The following is a 15,814-nucleotide window of genomic DNA, read 5'->3' on the forward strand; positions in this document are numbered from 1 at the left end:
TAAGTTGTGAAACCTAGGTTGAGTATTAGAGGATGCGGCTCGTGACGTCAAGAGATCTCACGCTCCTCTTCACGGCCCTCGCCGCGGCGTGCGAGACGAAGGTGCGCGCGCGGATGGCGGAGGCGGGCCATTCCGAGGTCCGCACCGTGCACGGGTACGTGTTCCAGCACCTGCTGACCGGTCCCGTACGGGTCACCGACCTGGCGGGACTGCTCGGGATGACGCCGCAGGGCGCCTCGAAGGTGGCGGCCGAGATGGAGCGCGTCGGCTACGTGGCCCGCCGGGTCTCCCCCGACGACCAGCGGGCCCGGGTGATCGAGATCACGCCGTACGGGCGGGAGGCGGTGGAGGCGGGACGGGCCGCCCGCGCGGCGGTCACCGAGGAGTTGCTGGGCGCACTGGAGGCCCCCGAGGAGTTCCTCGACGGCCTCACGCGCCTGTCGGACGCCACCGGAGCGCTGCGCGACCTCCTGGCCCGCCGCCTCCGCCCCCAGTGACCGCCTTCACGCCGCGCCCGCACTCCGCGCCCGCACTTCGCGTCCGATCGCCACGCCCGAACCCCGCATTCAAGCGCGGCGCCCGATCCTCCGCGATCGATCGCCGCGCCGGGTCAGGGCAGGGCGGCGACGAGGGGGGCGAGGTCGGTGAGACGGTCCACCGTGAGGTCGGCGGCCGCGGCCTCGGGGCGCGCGGCGTGCAGATACCCCCAGGGGCCCCGGCGCAGCAGCGCCGTCCGCATCCCGGCCGCCCGGGCCGGGAGCACGTCGTTGTCGAGCCGGTCGCCCACGTAGAGGATCTCCTCCGCCGGGCGTCCGACCACGGCCGCCGCCTTCGCGAAGAAGCCGGGGTCGGGCTTTTCCACCTCCCAGGCCGCCGAGGTGTGCACGCCGTGCACGGGCAGGTCCATCGCGACGAGCGCGCCGTACGCCTGCGGCGGCTGGTTGCCCGCGATGACGAGGTGGTATCCGGCCTCGCGCAGGGTGGCGAGGGCCGGCCGCACGTCGGGGTAGAGGTCGTCGGCGTCGAAGTTCTCGCGGAGTCCGGCCGGATCCTCCAGCCGCCAGCCGTCGATCTCGGCCTCGAGGTCGAACCCGGGACGGACGAGTTCGAACGCCTCCCGGTGGGACCGGTCGAGGGCGGCCATGGCGCCGATGACGCCCATGAAGGTGAGACGGGGCACGCCGATCCGGTCGGCCCAGCGCGACCAGAGCCGCGTCTCGTCGATCAGCGTCTCTCCAACGTCGAACACGATCGCCCGGATCATGGACGCGGCCTCCCCTTCATCCCTGCTTGCGGCGGCAACCTTTGTTATCGCAACTTTAGGAGGCTCCCAGGAGCGGGGCAGCCTGGCTGCCGTAGAGTCGCCGTTCGTGAGTGAGACCCGTTTCGCCCGCAACGGCATGGTGTGCACCGTCGACCATCTCGCCTCCGCCGCGGGGGTGGCCATGCTCGACCGGGGCGGGAACGCCGTCGACGCGGCCATCGCCGCGAACGCGGTGCTCGCCGTGACGGCGCCGCACATGTGCGGGCTCGGCGGGGACCTGTTCGCGCTCGTGCACGACGGCTCGGTCGCGGCGCTCAACGCGTCGGGCAGGGCGGGCTCGGGCGCCGACCCCGAGCGGCTGCGGGCCGAGGGACGCGACCGGATGCCGCACCTGCAGGACATCAGGTCGGTCCCGGTGCCCGGATGCGTGGACGGGTGGCTCGCGCTGCACGAGCGGTACGGCCGGCTGCCCCTCGGAGATCTGCTGGCCCCCGCCGTCCGGCACGCGAAGGACGGCTTCCCGGCCTCGCCGCTCCTCGGGCCGGGCGACTTCATCGGCTCGCTGCCGGGGGCGGAGGACTTCAGGGGGCTCAGGCGCGCGGGCGACCTCGTCCGGCGCCCCGGCGTGGCCCGCACGCTCGAGGCCGTCGCCGCGGGTGGTCGCGCCGCCTTCTACCAGGGCGAGTTCGGCGAGAGCCTGCTCTCGCTCGGCCGGGGGGAGTACGCCGAAGACGACCTGGCGCGTTCCAACGCCGACTGGGTGGAGCCGGTCGAGGTCGAGGCGTTCGGCCACCGGGTGTGGACGATCCCGCCGAACTCGCAGGGCTACCTGCTCCTGCTCGCGCTGGAGATCCTGGCCAAGCTCGACCCGCCGGCCGATCCCGCCGATCCCCGATGGGCCCATCTGCTGGTCGAGGCGGCCCGGGCGGCCGGCCGCGACCGTCTCGACGTGCTCCACGAGTCGGCCGTACCGCCCCTGGACACGGCGGAGGCCCGGCGGGCGCTCATCGACCCGGAACGGCGCTCGCCCCTGCTCGACCCGCCCACGGGCGCGGGCGACACGACGTACCTGTGCGCGGTCGACGCCGAGGGCATGGGGGTCTCGCTCATCCAGTCGAACGCGGCCGGGTTCGGCAGCCTCATCTTCGAGCCCCGCACCGGGATCAACCTGCACAACCGCGGCATCGGGTTCTCGCTCGTCCCCGGTCATCCCGCCGAGTACGGGCCGGGCAGGCGGCCTCCGCACACCCTGTGCCCGGCGCTGGTCACGCACGCGGACGGCTCGCTGCGCACGGTCTTCGGCACGATGGGCGGGGACGCCCAGCCGCAGATCCTGCTGCAGGTCGTCACACGGCTGCTGGGGCACGGCGAGTCGCCGGGCCGGGCCGTGGGCGCCCCCCGGTGGGCGCTCGGCACCGGCGAGACGGGCTTCGACACCTGGCGGTCGGCGCCCGTCGTCGAGCTGGAGGAGGGCGCGCCGTGGGCCGAGGGCCTGCGCGAGCGCGGCCACACGGTGGCGTCCGTGCCCTACGGGTCCGCGTTCGGACACGCGCACCTCATCGACGTGCTGCCGTCGGGCGTGCTCGCCGGGGCGGCCGACCCACGCGCCCTGATCGGCGCCGCGCTCGGCCGCTGACCGCATCCGCTGACCGCATCCGCCGCCGGCCCCTGAAGCACGACGCCGCGCACGACCGCTGACCGCACCCGCCGCCGGGCCGCTCAGGACTGGCGGGCGGCGGCCTCGGCCTGCTCGATCGCGCGGCGGATGCGCTTCTCGGACACCGGGGTGGGCGTGCCGATCTGCTGGGCGAAGAAGCTGACCCGCAGCTCCTCGATCATCCAGCGGATGTCGCGGACGGCCGCTGCGTCGCGCTCAGCAGGCTTGAGCCGGTCGAGCAGGTCGCGGTAGTCGTCCTCGACGTCGTGGACGCGGTCCATCCACTCGCGGTCGCGGCGCGGGTCCTCGGGCAGCTTCTCCAGGCGGCGCTCGACCGCCTTCAGGTAGCGCTGCAGGTCGGGCAGGCGGGCGTACCCGGTCTCGGTCACGAACCCCGCGTGGACCAGCCCGTCGAGCTGCCCGGCCACGTCGGCGGCCGCCTCCGCCGTCGGCGCGGCGCCGCCCAGGGAGGCGAGCCGGGTCTGCGCGGCGTGCCAGGCCGCGAGGATGCGCTCGACCCGGGAGACGACCTCCTCGGTGGTCTCGTACAGGGAGGCGCGGACCTGGTCGTACAGCCGCTGGAAGCCGGCCTGGTCCCAGGCGGGCCCGCCGGCCTTCGCCATCAGCGTGTCCACGGCGCAGGCGGTGCAGTCGTCGAACAGCGCGGGGGCGCTCCCGTGCGGGCTGCGGCTGAGCGCGAGCTTCTGGGACGTGGTCAGCCCGCGCAGGATCGCCTTCGCCGGGTGCACCACGTTGAGCAGCAGCAGGCGGCGGGTGCCGGCCCACATGGCCTTGGCCTGCTCGGCCTCCGTCTCGAACATGCGGACCGCGACGGAGCCGGTCTCGTCCACCAGCGCCGGGTAGGCCCGCACGCGGCCCTGCTCGAACACGCGCGGGAGGGCGCCGATGGTCCAGGCCCGCAGTCCTTCGCGTTCCAAGTCGTCGGCGGCCCTCGACAGCGTCGCGCGGAGCTTGGGCGCGAGCCGCCGCTTCAGCGCCTCCAGGTCCTTGTCCTCGGCGACCGTGCGCTTCCTGTCGTCCACCACCCGGTAGGTGATGCGCAGGTGCTCGGGAAGCTGGTCGACGGCCCAGGCGTCGCGGGGGACGCCGACCCCGGTCAGCCGGTGCAGCTCCCGTTCCAGGGCGTCGAGCAGCGGCTCGCTGCCCGGCCGTACCCGTTCCAGGACGGCCTTGGCGAAGTTGGGCGCGGGCACGAAGTTGCGCCGCAGGTTCTTCGGCAGCGACCGGATGAGGGCGGTGACCAGGTCCTCCCGCAGGCCCGGGATCTGCCAGTCGAAGCCGAGGGGGTCGACCTGGTTGAGCACGGCCAGCGGGATGTGCACGGTGACGCCGTCGGCGGCCGCGCCCTGGTCGGCGGACCCGGGGTCGAACCGGTAGGTCAGCCGCATCCGCTGCCCGTTCTGCCGCCAGGCGTCCGGGTAGTCGCGGGCGCTCACCCCGGCGCTGTCGTTGACCAGCATGTCCTCGGAGAACGTGAGCAGGTCGGGGGTCTCCCGGGAGACCTTCTTCCACCAGCTGTCGAAGTGGCGGCCCGAGACCACGTCGGCAGGGACGCGCTCGTCGTAGAAGTCGAACAGCGTCTCGTCGTCCACGAGGATGTCGCGGCGGCGCGCCTTCTCCTCGAGCCGCTCGACCTCCTCGAGGAGCTTGCGGTTGTCGTGGAAGAACCGGTGGTGGGTGCGCCAGTCGCCCTCGACCAGGGCGTGCCGGATGAACAGCTCGCGGCTGAGCTCGGGGTCGATGCGGCCGTAGTTGACCTTGCGCTCGGTCACGATCGGCACGCCGTACAGCGTGACCTTCTCCAGCGCGATGACGGCGGCCTGGTCCTTCTCCCAGTGCGGCTCGCTGTAGGTGCGCTTCACCAGGTGCTGGGCGAGCGGCTCGACCCACTCGGGCTCGATCTTCGCGTTGACCCGGGCCCAGAGCCGGGACGTCTCGACCAGCTCGGCCGACATGAGCCACTGCGGCTGGGTCTTGGCGAGGGCGGAGCCGGGGAAGATCGCGAAGCGGGCGTTGCGCGCGCCGATGTACTCGGTCAGCGGGCGGCGCTGGCCGTCCTGCCGCCGTTTGGCCTCGACGTCCTTGACGCCGATGTGCGACAGCATGCCCGCGAGCAGGGACTGGTGGATCCGCTGGGGGTCGGCGTCCGCGCTGTTGGGGACGATGCCGAGCGAGCGGGCGACCTGCCGGAGCTGGCTGTCGATGTCCTGCCACTCGCGTACGCGCAGGTAGTTGAGGAACTCCGCCTTGCACAGCCGCCGGAACGCGCTGGACGACAGCTCCGCCTGCCGCTCCCGCAGGTACCTCCACAGATTGAGGTACGTCAGGAAGTCGGACTCCTTGTCGGCGAAGCGGCGGTGCTTCTCGTCGGCCGCCTGCTGCCGGTCGGCCGGCCGCTCGCGCGGGTCCTGGATCGACAGGGCCGCCGCGACGACCATGACCTCGCGGGCGCAGCCGTTCCTGTCGGCCTCCAGCACCATCCGGGCCAGCCGGGGGTCCACCGGGAGCTGGGCGAGCTTGCGCCCGAGCGGGGTGAGGCCGCCGCCGCGGTCTGCCAGCGCGCCCAGCTCGTGCAGCAGGTTGACGCCGTCCTTCACCTGCCGGCTGTCCGGCGGCTCGACGAACGGGAACGCGGCGATGTCCCCCAGGCCCAGCGAGGTCATCTGCAGGATGACGCTGGCCAGGTTGGTCCGGAGGATCTCCGGGTCGGTGAACTCCGGCCGCGAGACGAAGTCCTCCTCGGAGTAGAGCCGGATGCAGACGCCGTCCGAGGTGCGGCCGCACCGCCCGGCCCGCTGGTTGGCCGACGCCTGCGAGACCGGCTCGATCGGCAGCCGCTGCACCTTGAGGCGGTGGCTGTAGCGCGAGATCCGGGCCGTTCCCGGGTCGATGACGTACTTGATGCCGGGCACGGTCAGCGAGGTCTCGGCGACGTTGGTGGCCAGCACGATCCGGCGTCCGCGGTGGGGCTGGAACACCCGGTGCTGCTCGGCCGCGGACAGCCGGGCGTACAGCGGGAGGACCTCCTCCTGGCGGCCCTTCAGCGCGTCGGCCGTGTCGCGGATCTCCCGCTCGCCGCTCAGGAACACCAGGATGTCGCCGGGGCCCTCGGCGCACAGCTCGTCGACGGCGTCGGCGATGGCCTGGGTCTGGTCGTCGTCCTCGCCGATGGGGCGGTAGCGCACCTCGACCGGGTAGGTGCGTCCCGACACCTCGACGATGGGGGCGGCGTCCCTCCCCGGCGGGGCGAAGTGCCGGGCGAACCGCTCGGGGTCGATCGTGGCCGAGGTGATGACGACCTTGAGGTCCGGCCGCTTCGGCAGGAGCTGGTTGACGTACCCGAGGATGAAGTCGATGTTGAGGCTGCGCTCGTGGGCCTCGTCGATGATCAGCGTGTCGTACTGCAGCAGCAGCGGGTCGGTCTGCATCTCCGCGAGGAGGATGCCGTCGGTCATCAGCTTGACCAGCGTCCCGTCGCTGGAGTGGTCGGTGAAGCGGACCTTGTAGCCGACGGCCTCGCCGAGCGGGATCGACAGCTCCTCGGCGATGCGCTCGGCCACCGTGCGGGCGGCGATCCGGCGCGGCTGGGTGTGCCCGATCGTCCCGTGCACGCCGCGCCCGAGCTCCAGGCAGATCTTCGGCAGCTGGGTCGTCTTGCCCGAGCCGGTCTCCCCGGCGACGATCACGACCTGGTTGTCGCGGATGGCCTCGAGCAGGTCGTCCCTGCGCTGGCTGACCGGCAGCTCGGGCGGGTAGTGGATGACCGGGACGGCCGCGCGCCGCGCGGCGACACGGCGCTCGGCGGCCTCGATGTCCCCCGCTATCTCCTGTGCGACGGCCTGACGGGAGGCTCCGCGCACCCGGCGCATGCCGTCGATGCGGCGGCGCAACCTGCGCTGGTCGCGCAGCATCAGGTCGGGCAGGCGGTCCTGGAGATCGGCGAGCATGTTCATTCCATGCTCAAGGATAGGCAACGACCCCCGTCGATCTGCCAGCCGTTTTTCGCCCGCCCCGCTCAGGACCGGCGGGACGGCTGGTACTTGTAGCCGACGTTGCGCACGGTCACGATGCGCGCGGCGTGCCGTCCCAGCTTGCGCCGCAGCCGCAGGACGTGCACGTCCACGGTCCGGGCGCCCTCCTCGCCGTACCGGTCCCAGACGGCGGCGAGCAGCTGGCGGCGGTTGTAGACCCGGCCCGGCGCGGAGGACAGGTAGTCGAGCAGCTCGAACTCGCGGAAGGTGAGCTCGATCTCCTCGCCGTCCACCCGCACCACGCGGGCGGCGCGGTCGACGACCAGGTCCTCCTCGGGGTGGGCCCCGCGCCGGACGGCACGGCCCTCCCCGGCGGCGGGGGCGTGCCCGGCCGGGCGCTCCTCGTGGAGCGGGAGGTCCTGGAGCCGGTGGACGACCTCGGCCGCCACGGCGGGGATTGCGGACCGCTCCTCCGCGGCCCGTCCCGACGGGACCAGGTAGCCCACGATCACCAGTGTGGCGCCGGTCTCGGGGAGCGGCAGCACCCCGAGGACCGTCCCGTCGTCCTGCGGCGGCTGCTCGTGGCCCTGCCCGCGCTGGCGTCCGGCGAAGTCGATCACATTCTGCTGGGACATCGGCGGTCTTCTCTCCTTGTCGTTGTCGCGCGCCCGCCCGGCGGCGGCCGGATGCTCGTGGATCCGGTCGTCAACAGGCGGCGCCGCAGACGCGGAGCAGGTCGATGTGGCGACGTTGGGTGAACTCTCGCCAATGAGTCATGACCTCATCATGACAAGGAAATTCCCTGCTGTCCAGGTAGGGAAAAGGGGAAGATATGGAACGGTCGAACGGAGCTCAGACCGCCCGGCCCCGTACGGCTGCCATGGCGGCGCCCACGATCCCCGCCTGGTTGAGCAGCTCGGCCGGGACGACCGGGGTGTCCCCGAGGTTGACGAGCGGGAGGAACCTGTCGGCCTTCTTGCTGACGCCGCCGCCCACGATGACGAGCGAGGGGGACAGCAGGTCGCGCATGTGCCGCAGGTACTCCTCGACACGCTCGGCCCACTCCTCCCAGCTGAGGTCGTGGGCCTCCCGGGCATGGTCGGACGCCCGGTGCTCGGCCTCCTTGCCGCGGATCTCGACGTGGCCGAACTCGGTGTTCGGCACGAGCCTGCCGTCGAGGAACAGGGCGCTGCCGATGCCGGTCCCGAACGTGAGCATGAGCACGACCCCGGCCTGGCCCCGCCCGGCGCCGAAGGCGACCTCCGCGACCCCCGCGGCGTCCGCGTCGTTCAGGACCGCCACGCCCTCGCCGAACAGGTCGGCGCCCTTCACGCCGATCCACGAGCGGTCGACGTTGGCGGCCGTGCGGATGACGCCGTCGAGGACGACCCCTGGGAACGTGACGCCGATCGGACCGGTCCAGGAGAAGTGCCGCACGATCTGCCGCACCGTGTCGGCCACCGCCGCGGGCGACGACGGCTGCGGCGTGGGGATGCGCAGCCGTTCCCGGGTGAGCTCTCCCGTCTCGGTGTTGACGGGGGCGCCCTTGACGCCCGAGCCGCCGATGTCGATGCCCAGCGCTTCCATTGCCGTCCTCCCGGTCCGACTACCACGGCTACCCCGCCGTCCCGGCGTTATGCGCCGGGGACGCGCGCGAGCGGCCGCCCGGCCTCCCCTGTCCGTACGGCGAGGGGGCGGCGCGGGCACCGCACAACCTACCGCCGATCACCGCCCCCCGGCGGCGGCTCATGCCGCCCGGGTTACGGCAGGTCGTGCCGGGTAGCGATAAATCGGGGGAAAACACCACAAGGGGGACAAAATGATCAAGACTCTCCACAAAATGGGGCTGCGCTCCAGCATGATGTACGGGGCGGGCGTCGTCTCGATCGGCGCGTCGATCGCCTCGTGGTTCATCTCCAAGGAGTTCGAGCCCGCGGGCATGGACCGCGCCGACCGCTGGGCCCTCTTCGTGGGCGAGTGGGCGCCCACCTTCTTCGCGGTCGGCGTCGCCCTCCGCATGGAGGAGCTCGAAATGGAGAAGGGACGCGAGACCCCCGAGTGGCAGGAGCAGAGCAGCGACATCCGCCGTCCCACCCGAGCCGGGGTGTAGCGGCTTCGCGGGAGCGGCCCGGAGCGCCCGGGGAACCGGGCCCCTCCGGGCTGCCGTCCCTCTCCGCCCCGGTGCGGGCCCGGGCCGCGGGCGTCGCGGCCTGGCTGGCCACGCGGCCGCCGCGCGCCGGAGGCGTCCGAGTCGTGGCCGTCGAGGGACGGTCGGGGAGCGGGAAGACCACCCTCGCGGCCGCCCTGGCCGCCGAGATCGCGGCTCCCGTCGTCCGCATGGACGACCTGTACGAGGGCTGGGACGGCCTGCTCGCCGGCGTCCACCGCCTGGTGGAGTGGGTGCTGTCCCCGCTCGCCCGGGGCCGCCCCGCCCGGTGGCGGCGCTACGACTGGGAGCGGTTCCGGTACGCCGAATGGCACGAGGCCCGCGGCGTGGACGCGCTCGTCGTCGAGGGGGTGGGGTCGGGCGCCCGCCAGGCGTGGCCGTACCTGAGCGGCCTGGTGTGGCTGGAGGCGGACGACGCGGTCCGCAGGGCCCGGGCCCTGCAACGCGACGGCGAGATGTACGCGCCGCACTGGGAGCGGTGGGCCGCGCAGGAGGAGCGCTACTACGCCGCCCACGACGTGCGCTCGCGTGCCGGCATCAGGATCGTCACCGGCTGAGCGGGGCTCACAGGTCGATCTCCTCCTCGTCCGTCACTCGCCGCTCCCGGCCCGATCCGCCGAGAGCCCGCGCGCATGCTCCTGCGAGGAGCCGGCGGCCGGGGCACTGCGGCCGCCGCGGCCTCGCCACGGGAGGCGGCCGTCGGTGGACAGCCACGACCCGGCGAGGATGAGCACCAGCCCGATGATCGTCCCGGCCCCCGGGCGCTCCCCGAGGATCAGCACGCCGAGCGCGAGCGCGACGACCGGGTTGACGTACGTGATGACGAGCGCGCGGCCGGCGCCCACCTCCGCGACCAGCAGGCTGTAGACGACGAACGCCGCCGCCGTGCACAGCAGGCCCAGCGCGGCCAGCGAGGCGAGCGCCGGCCCGGACGGCACGGCGGCCGGGGGGTCGAACGCGGCGGCCGGGGCCAGGAACACCGCGGCCAGCGCCAGGCTGGTCCCCATGGACAGCCGCGCGTCCAGGCCGGACAGGTGGCGCTTGAGGATCATCGGGCCGACGGCGTACCCGAGGGCCGCGCCGAGAACGGCCAGCGCGCCCCACAGCTCGTCCGTGCGGCCGGCGACGTCGATGCCGACCAGCGCGACCACGCCCGCCAGGCCGATGAGGAGCCCGGCGAGCCTCCGCCCGCCGACCCGCTCGTCCGCGTCGAAGCGCAGCGCGAGCAGCGCCACGAACAACGGCGCCGACGCGATCAGGATCGCGGTGAGCGAGGACGACACGTGCTGCTCGCCGTACGCGATCAGCGGGAAGGGCACGACCACCTCGGCGACCGCGAACGCGGCCAGCCACCGGAGCCGGCCGCGCAGCGCGCGCACGGCGCCCCGCCGGGGAGCCAGGGCCAGCAGCACGACCGCCCCGAGCACCACCCGGATCCAGGCGACGAACCCCGGCGGCACGCCGTCGTCGACCGCCATCTTGATCAGCAGGTACGGGATGCCCCACAGGACGGACATCGACGCGAAGGCCACCCAGGCCCGTGTGCTCATACGGCCTCCCCTGCGCGGTCGCGCCACCCCACCGTCCGGCGCCCGGCCCAGTGATCCTATTCGCCCCGTTCGCGCCCGGCACACCCTTACGAGGGGGACGGCGGGGGCGGGCGGGGTACGCTCGCCCCGTGACCGACCTCGCTGACTTCGCCGCGCTCGTCTCCGGCGACCACGGCCTGTGCGTCGTCTCGACCCTGCGGCCCGACGGCACCATCCGGTCGTCCGTCGTGAACGCCGGAGTCCTCGACCATCCCACGACCGGCCGGCCGGTGGTCGGCTTCGTCGTCCGCGGCAGCACGCGGAAGCTGCGCGACCTGCGGGCCCGGCCGTACGCGACGGTCGCCGTGCGCAGCGGCTGGCAGTGGGCGGCCGCCGAGGGACGGGCCGGCCTGGTGGGGCCGGAGGACCCGTTCCCCGGCGTGGACGGCGAGGGCCTGCGGCTGCTCCTGCGCGAGGTGTTCGCCGCCGCGGGCGGGACGCACGACGACTGGGACACCTACGACCGGGTCATGGCGGAGGAGGGCCGCACCGCGGTGCTGCTGTCGCCGGACCGGGTCTACTCGAACCCCGCGGGCTGATCTCCGCCCCGCCGCTCCCCCGGCACGGCCGGTCACGCGCCGGACCGCGGCCGGAGCGGGCCGGTCACACGTGCCGTCGCGGACGGCGTGGCACGGCGTCAGTCCGTGGGGCGGGCGGCCTCGACGCCCGCCAGGTAGTCCTCCTCCGAGACCGGCTCGTGCCACAGGGTCCCGCCGCTCGCCGTGACGGCGAGGTGGACGAGCGTGCCGTCGGGGAGGGCGCCGTGCCAGTGCTTCTCCCCCGGCTGCACGTGCACCCAGTCGCCCGGCCCGATGACGGTGCCGGTGGCCTCGCCCCACCGGGCGACCACGCCCCGGCCGGAGAGCACGTACAGCGCCTGCTCGCCCTCGTGCGTGTGCCAGCAGGAGCGGGCCTCGGGGGCGTAGGAGAAGCGCTGCGCCCGCAGGCCGTCCTCCTCGACCGGCTCCAGGGCGCGGGCCTCCCAGACGGCGCCGGTGAACCTGCTCGGTTCCGGTGTGATGGTCGTTATCTGGTCTTCTCGTACGAACTTCATCGTCGTCTCCGTTCCGGCCGTGTCGGGGGGGGTCGTGCGGGTGCCCGTCAGATCGGCAGCGCCCTGATCCACTCGCGGTCGCCGCCGAGGTGGCCGGCGGGCGCCAGTCCCGCCCCCGCGAGCAGCCCGGCGAACACCTCGTCGTCCCGCCGCCTGCTGAGGAAGTAGTGGGTCCAGCGCCGGTCGCCCACGACGTACTCCATCGTGGCGGCCAGCAGGTCGGGCTCGGGGCGGCGGGCCTCGGTCATGCGGGTGATCCTCCCGTCGCCGTGGTCGCGCTCGAACGGCCCGATCGCGTCGTGCCACTCGGCCGGCTTGTGCTGCAGGATCACGCAGCCGTCCGGGGAGACGTGCCGGCGGCAGGTCCGCAGGAAGGCCCGGCACAGCTCGTCGTCCGCCGTGTCGACCACGTACGACATGAGCAGGACGACGTCGAAGGTCCGGCCGAGGGCGAGGTCCTGGATGGGCGAGCGGACGGTCTCCGCTCCCCTGACGCGGGCGAGCATTTCCGGCGACTCGTCCACGGCGACCACCTCGTGCCCGAGGGCCAGGAGGCCGTGGGTGATCCGCCCCGCACCCGCCCCGAGTTCGAGGATCGACGCGCCCTCCGGGACGGCGCCGTGGACGAGCTCCGGCTCCCCCATGGGGGCGAGGGTCGCGTAGTAGTCGACCGCGCAGCCGTCCGGCGTGATCGGTCCGGGCCCCGTCCCGCCGTACAGGTCTCGTGTCATGATCCCCATCCTGCCTCAGGCGCCGCGGGACCCGACCGTCACCCCCGAACCGGTACGAACCTCCCATACGGTCACATATTCGCTCGGCAGGGCGGGTAGGTGCCTTGTCTGACGTGTGACGCGAGGGGCGTCGCCACTGGATCTCCGCCGGATCCCCGCGGGCCTCCCCGCGTGCGTGACGTCGGAGCAGACGGAGGTGAGGCGCGTGAGCGCACCCATGATGCGACGAGAGCAGCGAAGCCTCGTACCCGACCTGTTCGACCTGCTGGAGGCCCCGCTGGCGGCGTTCCGGTCCACCACCGGGCAGCAGATGAGGTTCGAGGACTACATGGAGGACGGGCGGTATGTGCTGCGCGCCGAGGTCCCGGGGATGGACCCGGAGCGCGACATCGAGATCACCGTGGCCAACGGCATCCTCACGGTCCACGGCGAACGGCGCCAGGAGGAGCGGCGGGGACAGCGCACCGAGTTCCGGTACGGGTCGTTCACCCGGTCGGTCCCGCTGCCGCCGAACGCCGACGAGAACGACGTGAGGGCCACCTACGACCAGGGGATCCTCGAGATCAGCGTGCGGCTCGCCGAGGAGAGGGAAGAGAGCAGGCGCATCCCCGTCGAACGCGGCGGCGGCCCGCAGACCTGACCGATCCCGCCGATCGTGGGCCCGTCTCCGCGAGGGCGGGCCCACCCCTTCCCCTCACCCCCCGAGCCCGGTCAGGCGGCCCGCGGGCGGACGATGGCGACCGGGCAGGCGGCGTGGTGGAGGACGGCGCGGCCGACCGAGCCGAGGACCGCCGACCCCAGGGCTCCCCGGCCGTGCGACCCCACCACCAGCAGGTCGGCGTCCCCGGACGCCTCGGTCAGCGCCTGGACGGGATGCCCGTACACGAGGTCCTCCTGGACGTCCACCTCGGGATGCAGGCGGCGCCACGTGTCGAGCTTGCGGGTCACGACCCGCTGCCGCGCCTCCCGTACCTCGCTCACGTCGTAGGCGATCTCCGGCGCGAGCGTGTGGACGGGCAGCTGCCAGGCGAAGACGGCGCGCAGGGTCGCGCGGCGCAGACGGGCCTGCTCGAACGCGTATCCGAGGGCGGGGTCGCACTCCGCCGAGTCGTCGAGGCCGACCACCACCCGCGCGTGCGTGTCGCGCCAGCCGGTCCTGACCACGACGACGGGGCAGGGGGCGTGCCCGGCCACATGGGTGCTCACCGAGCCGATCACCAGGCCGGCGAAGCCGCCCAGCCCCCGGCTGCCGAGCACGATCTCCTCGGCCTCCCTGCCGCGGTCGCGCAGGATCCGCGCCGGGATGCCCTCGACGATCTCCTTGCTGATCTCGACCTCGGGCCGCCGCTCACGGGCCGTCGCCTCGGCCGCCTCGAGGGCGCGCTCGGCGTGCACGGTCAGCGGGTCGGCCAGGGTCGCGGGGAACTTCGGGATGCCGTACGCCCAGTGGTCCACCACCGAGACGAACCGCAGGGGCAGCCCTCGTCGGGCGGCGTCGTCGGCGGCCCACTCGACGGCCGACGTCGCCTCGGGCGAGCCGTCGGTGCCGACGATGATCGGTAGAGGCATGACCGTCCTCCTGTCTCCGTCCGGCCGCCCGGACGACCCCATGGGACCTCGCCGCCCGGCCCCGCCTCCAGGGCCGGAGGTCCCGTCCGGCGGGGCCGCACGTCCGCGCCGGCACGGGCGGCCGTACTGGCCTTATGCCCCTTCCGGTGCGGCCCGAGGCGGAGAGATGCTGGTCAGGGAGGTGTTCGTCATGGAATCCAAGCGATGGACGGTGGAGGTCTTCCTCAACGAGGACGACAACGACGACGTCACCACGGCGACCGCCGTGCTGTACACGGGCGGGGGCATGCGGCACGAGAGCGTGGGCCGGGCCCGGCGCAACCCGGCCGACCGGCCGGTTCCGGAGATCGGCGACGAGCTGGCGGCGGGGCGGGCGCTGGCCGACCTGGGGGCCAAACTCATCGGCGACGGCGCGGAGGACGTCGCCCAGCTCGCCGGCCCGGCGTACGAGACCTACTGAGCACCGCGACCGTCTGAACGCCGGGCCGGGGCGTGGCGGGAGCGGTCACTGCTCACGCATCACGTCCTCGGGGTTCTTGTCCTCTCTGAAGCCCCGCCAGGAGGGGTGGCGGAGCCGGTGCTCGCCCGTCCACTCGGCGTACTGGACCTCGCCCACGAGCAGGGGCTCGACCCAGTGCGCGCCCCGCGCGTCCTCCCGGGACGGTTCCTCGTCGAAGGGCGGGGTCCGCCGCGCGAGAGGGGCCAGCCGTTCGGCGATCCGGCGCAGCGCGGCCTCGGTGAAGCCCGTGCCGACGCTGCCGGCGTACCGGAGGCGGCCGCGTTCGTCGTGCACGCCGAGCAGCAGCGACCCGATCGTCCCGGTGCGCCGGCCCTCACCCGCCTTCCAGCCGCACACGACCACCTCCTGGGTGCGAACGTTCTTCACCTTGACCCAGTCCACTGAGCGCCTCCCCGGCCGGTACGGCGAGGTCAGCCGCTTGGCGACCACGCCTTCGAGGCCGAGCCGCCGCGACTCGGCCAGCACGTGGGCGCCGCCGTTACGGAAGTACGGCGGGATGTCCCAGTGGGCGCCCTTCCGCACGATCTCGTCGAGCAGTCCCCTGCGCGCCGAGTAGGGCATGGCGATCGCGGGGGCCGTGTTCACGTGGAGCACATCGAACAGCAGGTACGTCACGGGCACGGCCGCCGCGAGCTGGGCGATCCGCGCCGGGTTGCGCTGGTGCATCCTCGGCTGGAGCGCCTCGAACGACGGCCTCCCCTGCTCGTCGAACGCCACGATCTCCCCGTCGAGGACGGCGTCGTTGCCGCCGACGGCCCCGGCCAGGCCGGCGATCTCCGGGTACGCCTCGGTGATGTCCCTGGCGTTCCTGGAGATCAGCCGGAGCCGTCCCCCGTCCACGTAGGCGAGCGCCCGGACCCCGTCCCACTTCATCTCGTGGGCGTAGTCCCGGTCCGGCTCGGGCAGCGGCCCGAGCTGCGCCGTCATCGGCGAGTACAGCGGAAGTCCCCCCATGGGCCGGGGTCAGTCCAGCGTCTCGGACGTCCGCTCCGCGAGGAGGCCGGCGGCGCGCATCTCCTCGGCCAGCCACGACAGGGCGGTCAGGCCGTTCCCCGTCGGGTAGCCGGCCGCCGCGCCGGGCGTGCCGTTCGCGGCCGCGCCGTTCACGCCCATGTCGGCGGGCGCGCCTGCCGCGGGACCCGCCCCCGGCACGGCTCCTGCGGCGCCGTACGGCGGCATCCCCTGGGCTTGCGGGGCGGTGCCCTCCGCCCCGGACGCCGTGCCCGCGGCCCGGGATACCCCGCGGCCCGCCTTCCCGGTGCCGGCCGGGT

The 15,814-nt window shown here is 73.7% G+C and carries 16 protein-coding genes and 1 pseudogene; 7 read left to right on the top strand and 10 right to left on the bottom strand.

Annotated elements, in window-relative coordinates:
- Positions 1–41 precede the first annotated feature (41 nt).
- On the top strand, positions 42–497 hold the full coding sequence (locus tag MPTA5024_RS29270) for a MarR family winged helix-turn-helix transcriptional regulator (protein ID WP_198167459.1): 456 nt from the start codon (positions 42–44) through the stop codon (positions 495–497).
- Positions 498–610: 113 nt separating this feature from the next.
- Here the strand turns inward: MPTA5024_RS29270 and MPTA5024_RS29275 are convergent, their stop codons facing one another.
- Positions 611–1,264: an HAD family hydrolase gene (locus MPTA5024_RS29275; protein WP_036330399.1), complete on the bottom strand. Its 654-nt coding sequence runs from the start codon at positions 1,262–1,264 to the stop codon at positions 611–613.
- Between the two features lie 106 nt (positions 1,265–1,370).
- Between MPTA5024_RS29275 and MPTA5024_RS29280 the strand changes: the two genes are divergently transcribed.
- Positions 1,371–2,900, top strand: coding sequence for a gamma-glutamyltransferase family protein (locus MPTA5024_RS29280; RefSeq protein ID WP_036330402.1), 1,530 nt, complete (start codon positions 1,371–1,373; stop codon positions 2,898–2,900).
- 83 nt (positions 2,901–2,983) lie between these two features.
- Here MPTA5024_RS29280 and hrpA read toward each other — a convergent pair whose 3' ends face one another.
- From hrpA to ppgK, 3 genes are all read right to left on the bottom strand, one after another.
- Positions 2,984–6,895: an ATP-dependent RNA helicase HrpA gene (gene hrpA / locus MPTA5024_RS29285; protein WP_036330404.1), complete on the bottom strand. Its 3,912-nt coding sequence runs from the start codon at positions 6,893–6,895 to the stop codon at positions 2,984–2,986.
- Between the two features lie 62 nt (positions 6,896–6,957).
- A complete protein-coding gene (locus MPTA5024_RS44395; RefSeq protein WP_051458814.1) occupies positions 6,958–7,548 on the bottom strand; it encodes a winged helix-turn-helix domain-containing protein in 591 nt (196 codons plus the stop codon).
- A gap of 217 nt (positions 7,549–7,765) precedes the next feature.
- A complete protein-coding gene (gene ppgK, locus MPTA5024_RS29295; protein ID WP_036330406.1) occupies positions 7,766–8,500 on the bottom strand; it encodes a polyphosphate--glucose phosphotransferase in 735 nt (244 codons plus the stop codon).
- A 232-nt stretch (positions 8,501–8,732) separates the two neighbouring features.
- Here ppgK and MPTA5024_RS29300 point away from each other — a divergent pair, with 232 nt between their 5' ends.
- Complete coding sequence (locus MPTA5024_RS29300) at positions 8,733–9,023, top strand: hypothetical protein (RefSeq protein ID WP_036330408.1); 291 nt, start codon at positions 8,733–8,735, stop codon at positions 9,021–9,023.
- Between the two features lie 143 nt (positions 9,024–9,166).
- A complete protein-coding gene (locus tag MPTA5024_RS29305; protein WP_232326694.1) occupies positions 9,167–9,637 on the top strand; it encodes a hypothetical protein in 471 nt (156 codons plus the stop codon).
- Positions 9,638–9,670: 33 nt separating this feature from the next.
- Here the strand turns inward: MPTA5024_RS29305 and MPTA5024_RS29310 are convergent, their stop codons facing one another.
- Positions 9,671–10,630, bottom strand: coding sequence for a DMT family transporter (locus MPTA5024_RS29310; protein WP_036330412.1), 960 nt, complete (start codon positions 10,628–10,630; stop codon positions 9,671–9,673).
- 128 nt (positions 10,631–10,758) lie between these two features.
- On the opposite strand from MPTA5024_RS29310, the gene MPTA5024_RS29315 reads away from it, so the two are divergent.
- Complete coding sequence (locus MPTA5024_RS29315; RefSeq protein ID WP_036330413.1) at positions 10,759–11,208, top strand: TIGR03618 family F420-dependent PPOX class oxidoreductase; 450 nt, start codon at positions 10,759–10,761, stop codon at positions 11,206–11,208.
- A gap of 98 nt (positions 11,209–11,306) precedes the next feature.
- On the opposite strand, the gene MPTA5024_RS29320 is transcribed toward MPTA5024_RS29315, so the two are convergent.
- Both MPTA5024_RS29320 and MPTA5024_RS29325 read right to left on the bottom strand, forming a co-directional pair.
- Entirely contained in the window at positions 11,307–11,723 is a 417-nt protein-coding gene (locus MPTA5024_RS29320) for a cupin domain-containing protein (RefSeq protein WP_055725789.1), read from the bottom strand.
- Positions 11,724–11,770: 47 nt separating this feature from the next.
- Positions 11,771–12,454: a class I SAM-dependent methyltransferase gene (locus tag MPTA5024_RS29325; RefSeq protein WP_051458816.1), complete on the bottom strand. Its 684-nt coding sequence runs from the start codon at positions 12,452–12,454 to the stop codon at positions 11,771–11,773.
- A 205-nt stretch (positions 12,455–12,659) separates the two neighbouring features.
- Here MPTA5024_RS29325 and MPTA5024_RS29330 point away from each other — a divergent pair, with 205 nt between their 5' ends.
- A complete protein-coding gene (locus MPTA5024_RS29330) occupies positions 12,660–13,094 on the top strand; it encodes an Hsp20/alpha crystallin family protein (protein WP_198167460.1) in 435 nt (144 codons plus the stop codon).
- Between the two features lie 71 nt (positions 13,095–13,165).
- Here MPTA5024_RS29330 and MPTA5024_RS29335 read toward each other — a convergent pair whose 3' ends face one another.
- Positions 13,166–14,023 (bottom strand): universal stress protein, encoded by an 858-nt coding sequence (locus MPTA5024_RS29335; RefSeq protein WP_036330419.1) that lies wholly within the window; start codon positions 14,021–14,023, stop codon positions 13,166–13,168.
- A gap of 190 nt (positions 14,024–14,213) precedes the next feature.
- Between MPTA5024_RS29335 and MPTA5024_RS29340 the strand changes: the two genes are divergently transcribed.
- Positions 14,214–14,483, top strand: a complete 270-nt coding sequence (locus tag MPTA5024_RS29340) for a DUF1876 domain-containing protein (protein WP_036330941.1) — start codon at positions 14,214–14,216, stop codon at positions 14,481–14,483.
- Positions 14,484–14,528: 45 nt separating this feature from the next.
- Here MPTA5024_RS29340 and ligD read toward each other — a convergent pair whose 3' ends face one another.
- Both ligD and MPTA5024_RS42770 read right to left on the bottom strand, forming a co-directional pair.
- On the bottom strand, positions 14,529–15,497 hold the full coding sequence (ligD, locus tag MPTA5024_RS29345; RefSeq protein WP_036330421.1) for a non-homologous end-joining DNA ligase: 969 nt from the start codon (positions 15,495–15,497) through the stop codon (positions 14,529–14,531).
- A gap of 9 nt (positions 15,498–15,506) precedes the next feature.
- Positions 15,507–15,814 (bottom strand): annotated as a pseudogene (locus MPTA5024_RS42770) (hypothetical protein); the annotation flags it as partial.

This window comes from Microbispora sp. ATCC PTA-5024, assembly GCF_000511135.2.
GTDB classification, from domain to species: Bacteria; Actinomycetota; Actinomycetes; order Streptosporangiales; family Streptosporangiaceae; genus Microbispora; species Microbispora corallina.

Coding starts and splice junctions, on each gene's coding strand:
- MPTA5024_RS29275 (WP_036330399.1), bottom strand. CDS start 1,264: ATGATCCGGGCGATCGTGTTCGACGTTGGAGAGACGCTGATCGACGAG.
- hrpA (WP_036330404.1), bottom strand. CDS start 6,895: ATGAACATGCTCGCCGATCTCCAGGACCGCCTGCCCGACCTGATGCTG.
- MPTA5024_RS44395 (WP_051458814.1), bottom strand. CDS start 7,548: ATGTCCCAGCAGAATGTGATCGACTTCGCCGGACGCCAGCGCGGGCAG.
- ppgK (WP_036330406.1), bottom strand. CDS start 8,500: ATGGAAGCGCTGGGCATCGACATCGGCGGCTCGGGCGTCAAGGGCGCC.
- MPTA5024_RS29300 (WP_036330408.1), top strand. CDS start 8,733: ATGATCAAGACTCTCCACAAAATGGGGCTGCGCTCCAGCATGATGTAC.
- MPTA5024_RS29310 (WP_036330412.1), bottom strand. CDS start 10,630: ATGAGCACACGGGCCTGGGTGGCCTTCGCGTCGATGTCCGTCCTGTGG.
- MPTA5024_RS29320 (WP_055725789.1), bottom strand. CDS start 11,723: ATGAAGTTCGTACGAGAAGACCAGATAACGACCATCACACCGGAACCG.
- MPTA5024_RS29325 (WP_051458816.1), bottom strand. CDS start 12,454: ATGACACGAGACCTGTACGGCGGGACGGGGCCCGGACCGATCACGCCG.
- MPTA5024_RS29335 (WP_036330419.1), bottom strand. CDS start 14,023: ATGCCTCTACCGATCATCGTCGGCACCGACGGCTCGCCCGAGGCGACG.
- MPTA5024_RS29340 (WP_036330941.1), top strand. CDS start 14,214: ATGGAATCCAAGCGATGGACGGTGGAGGTCTTCCTCAACGAGGACGAC.
- ligD (WP_036330421.1), bottom strand. CDS start 15,497: ATGGGGGGACTTCCGCTGTACTCGCCGATGACGGCGCAGCTCGGGCCG.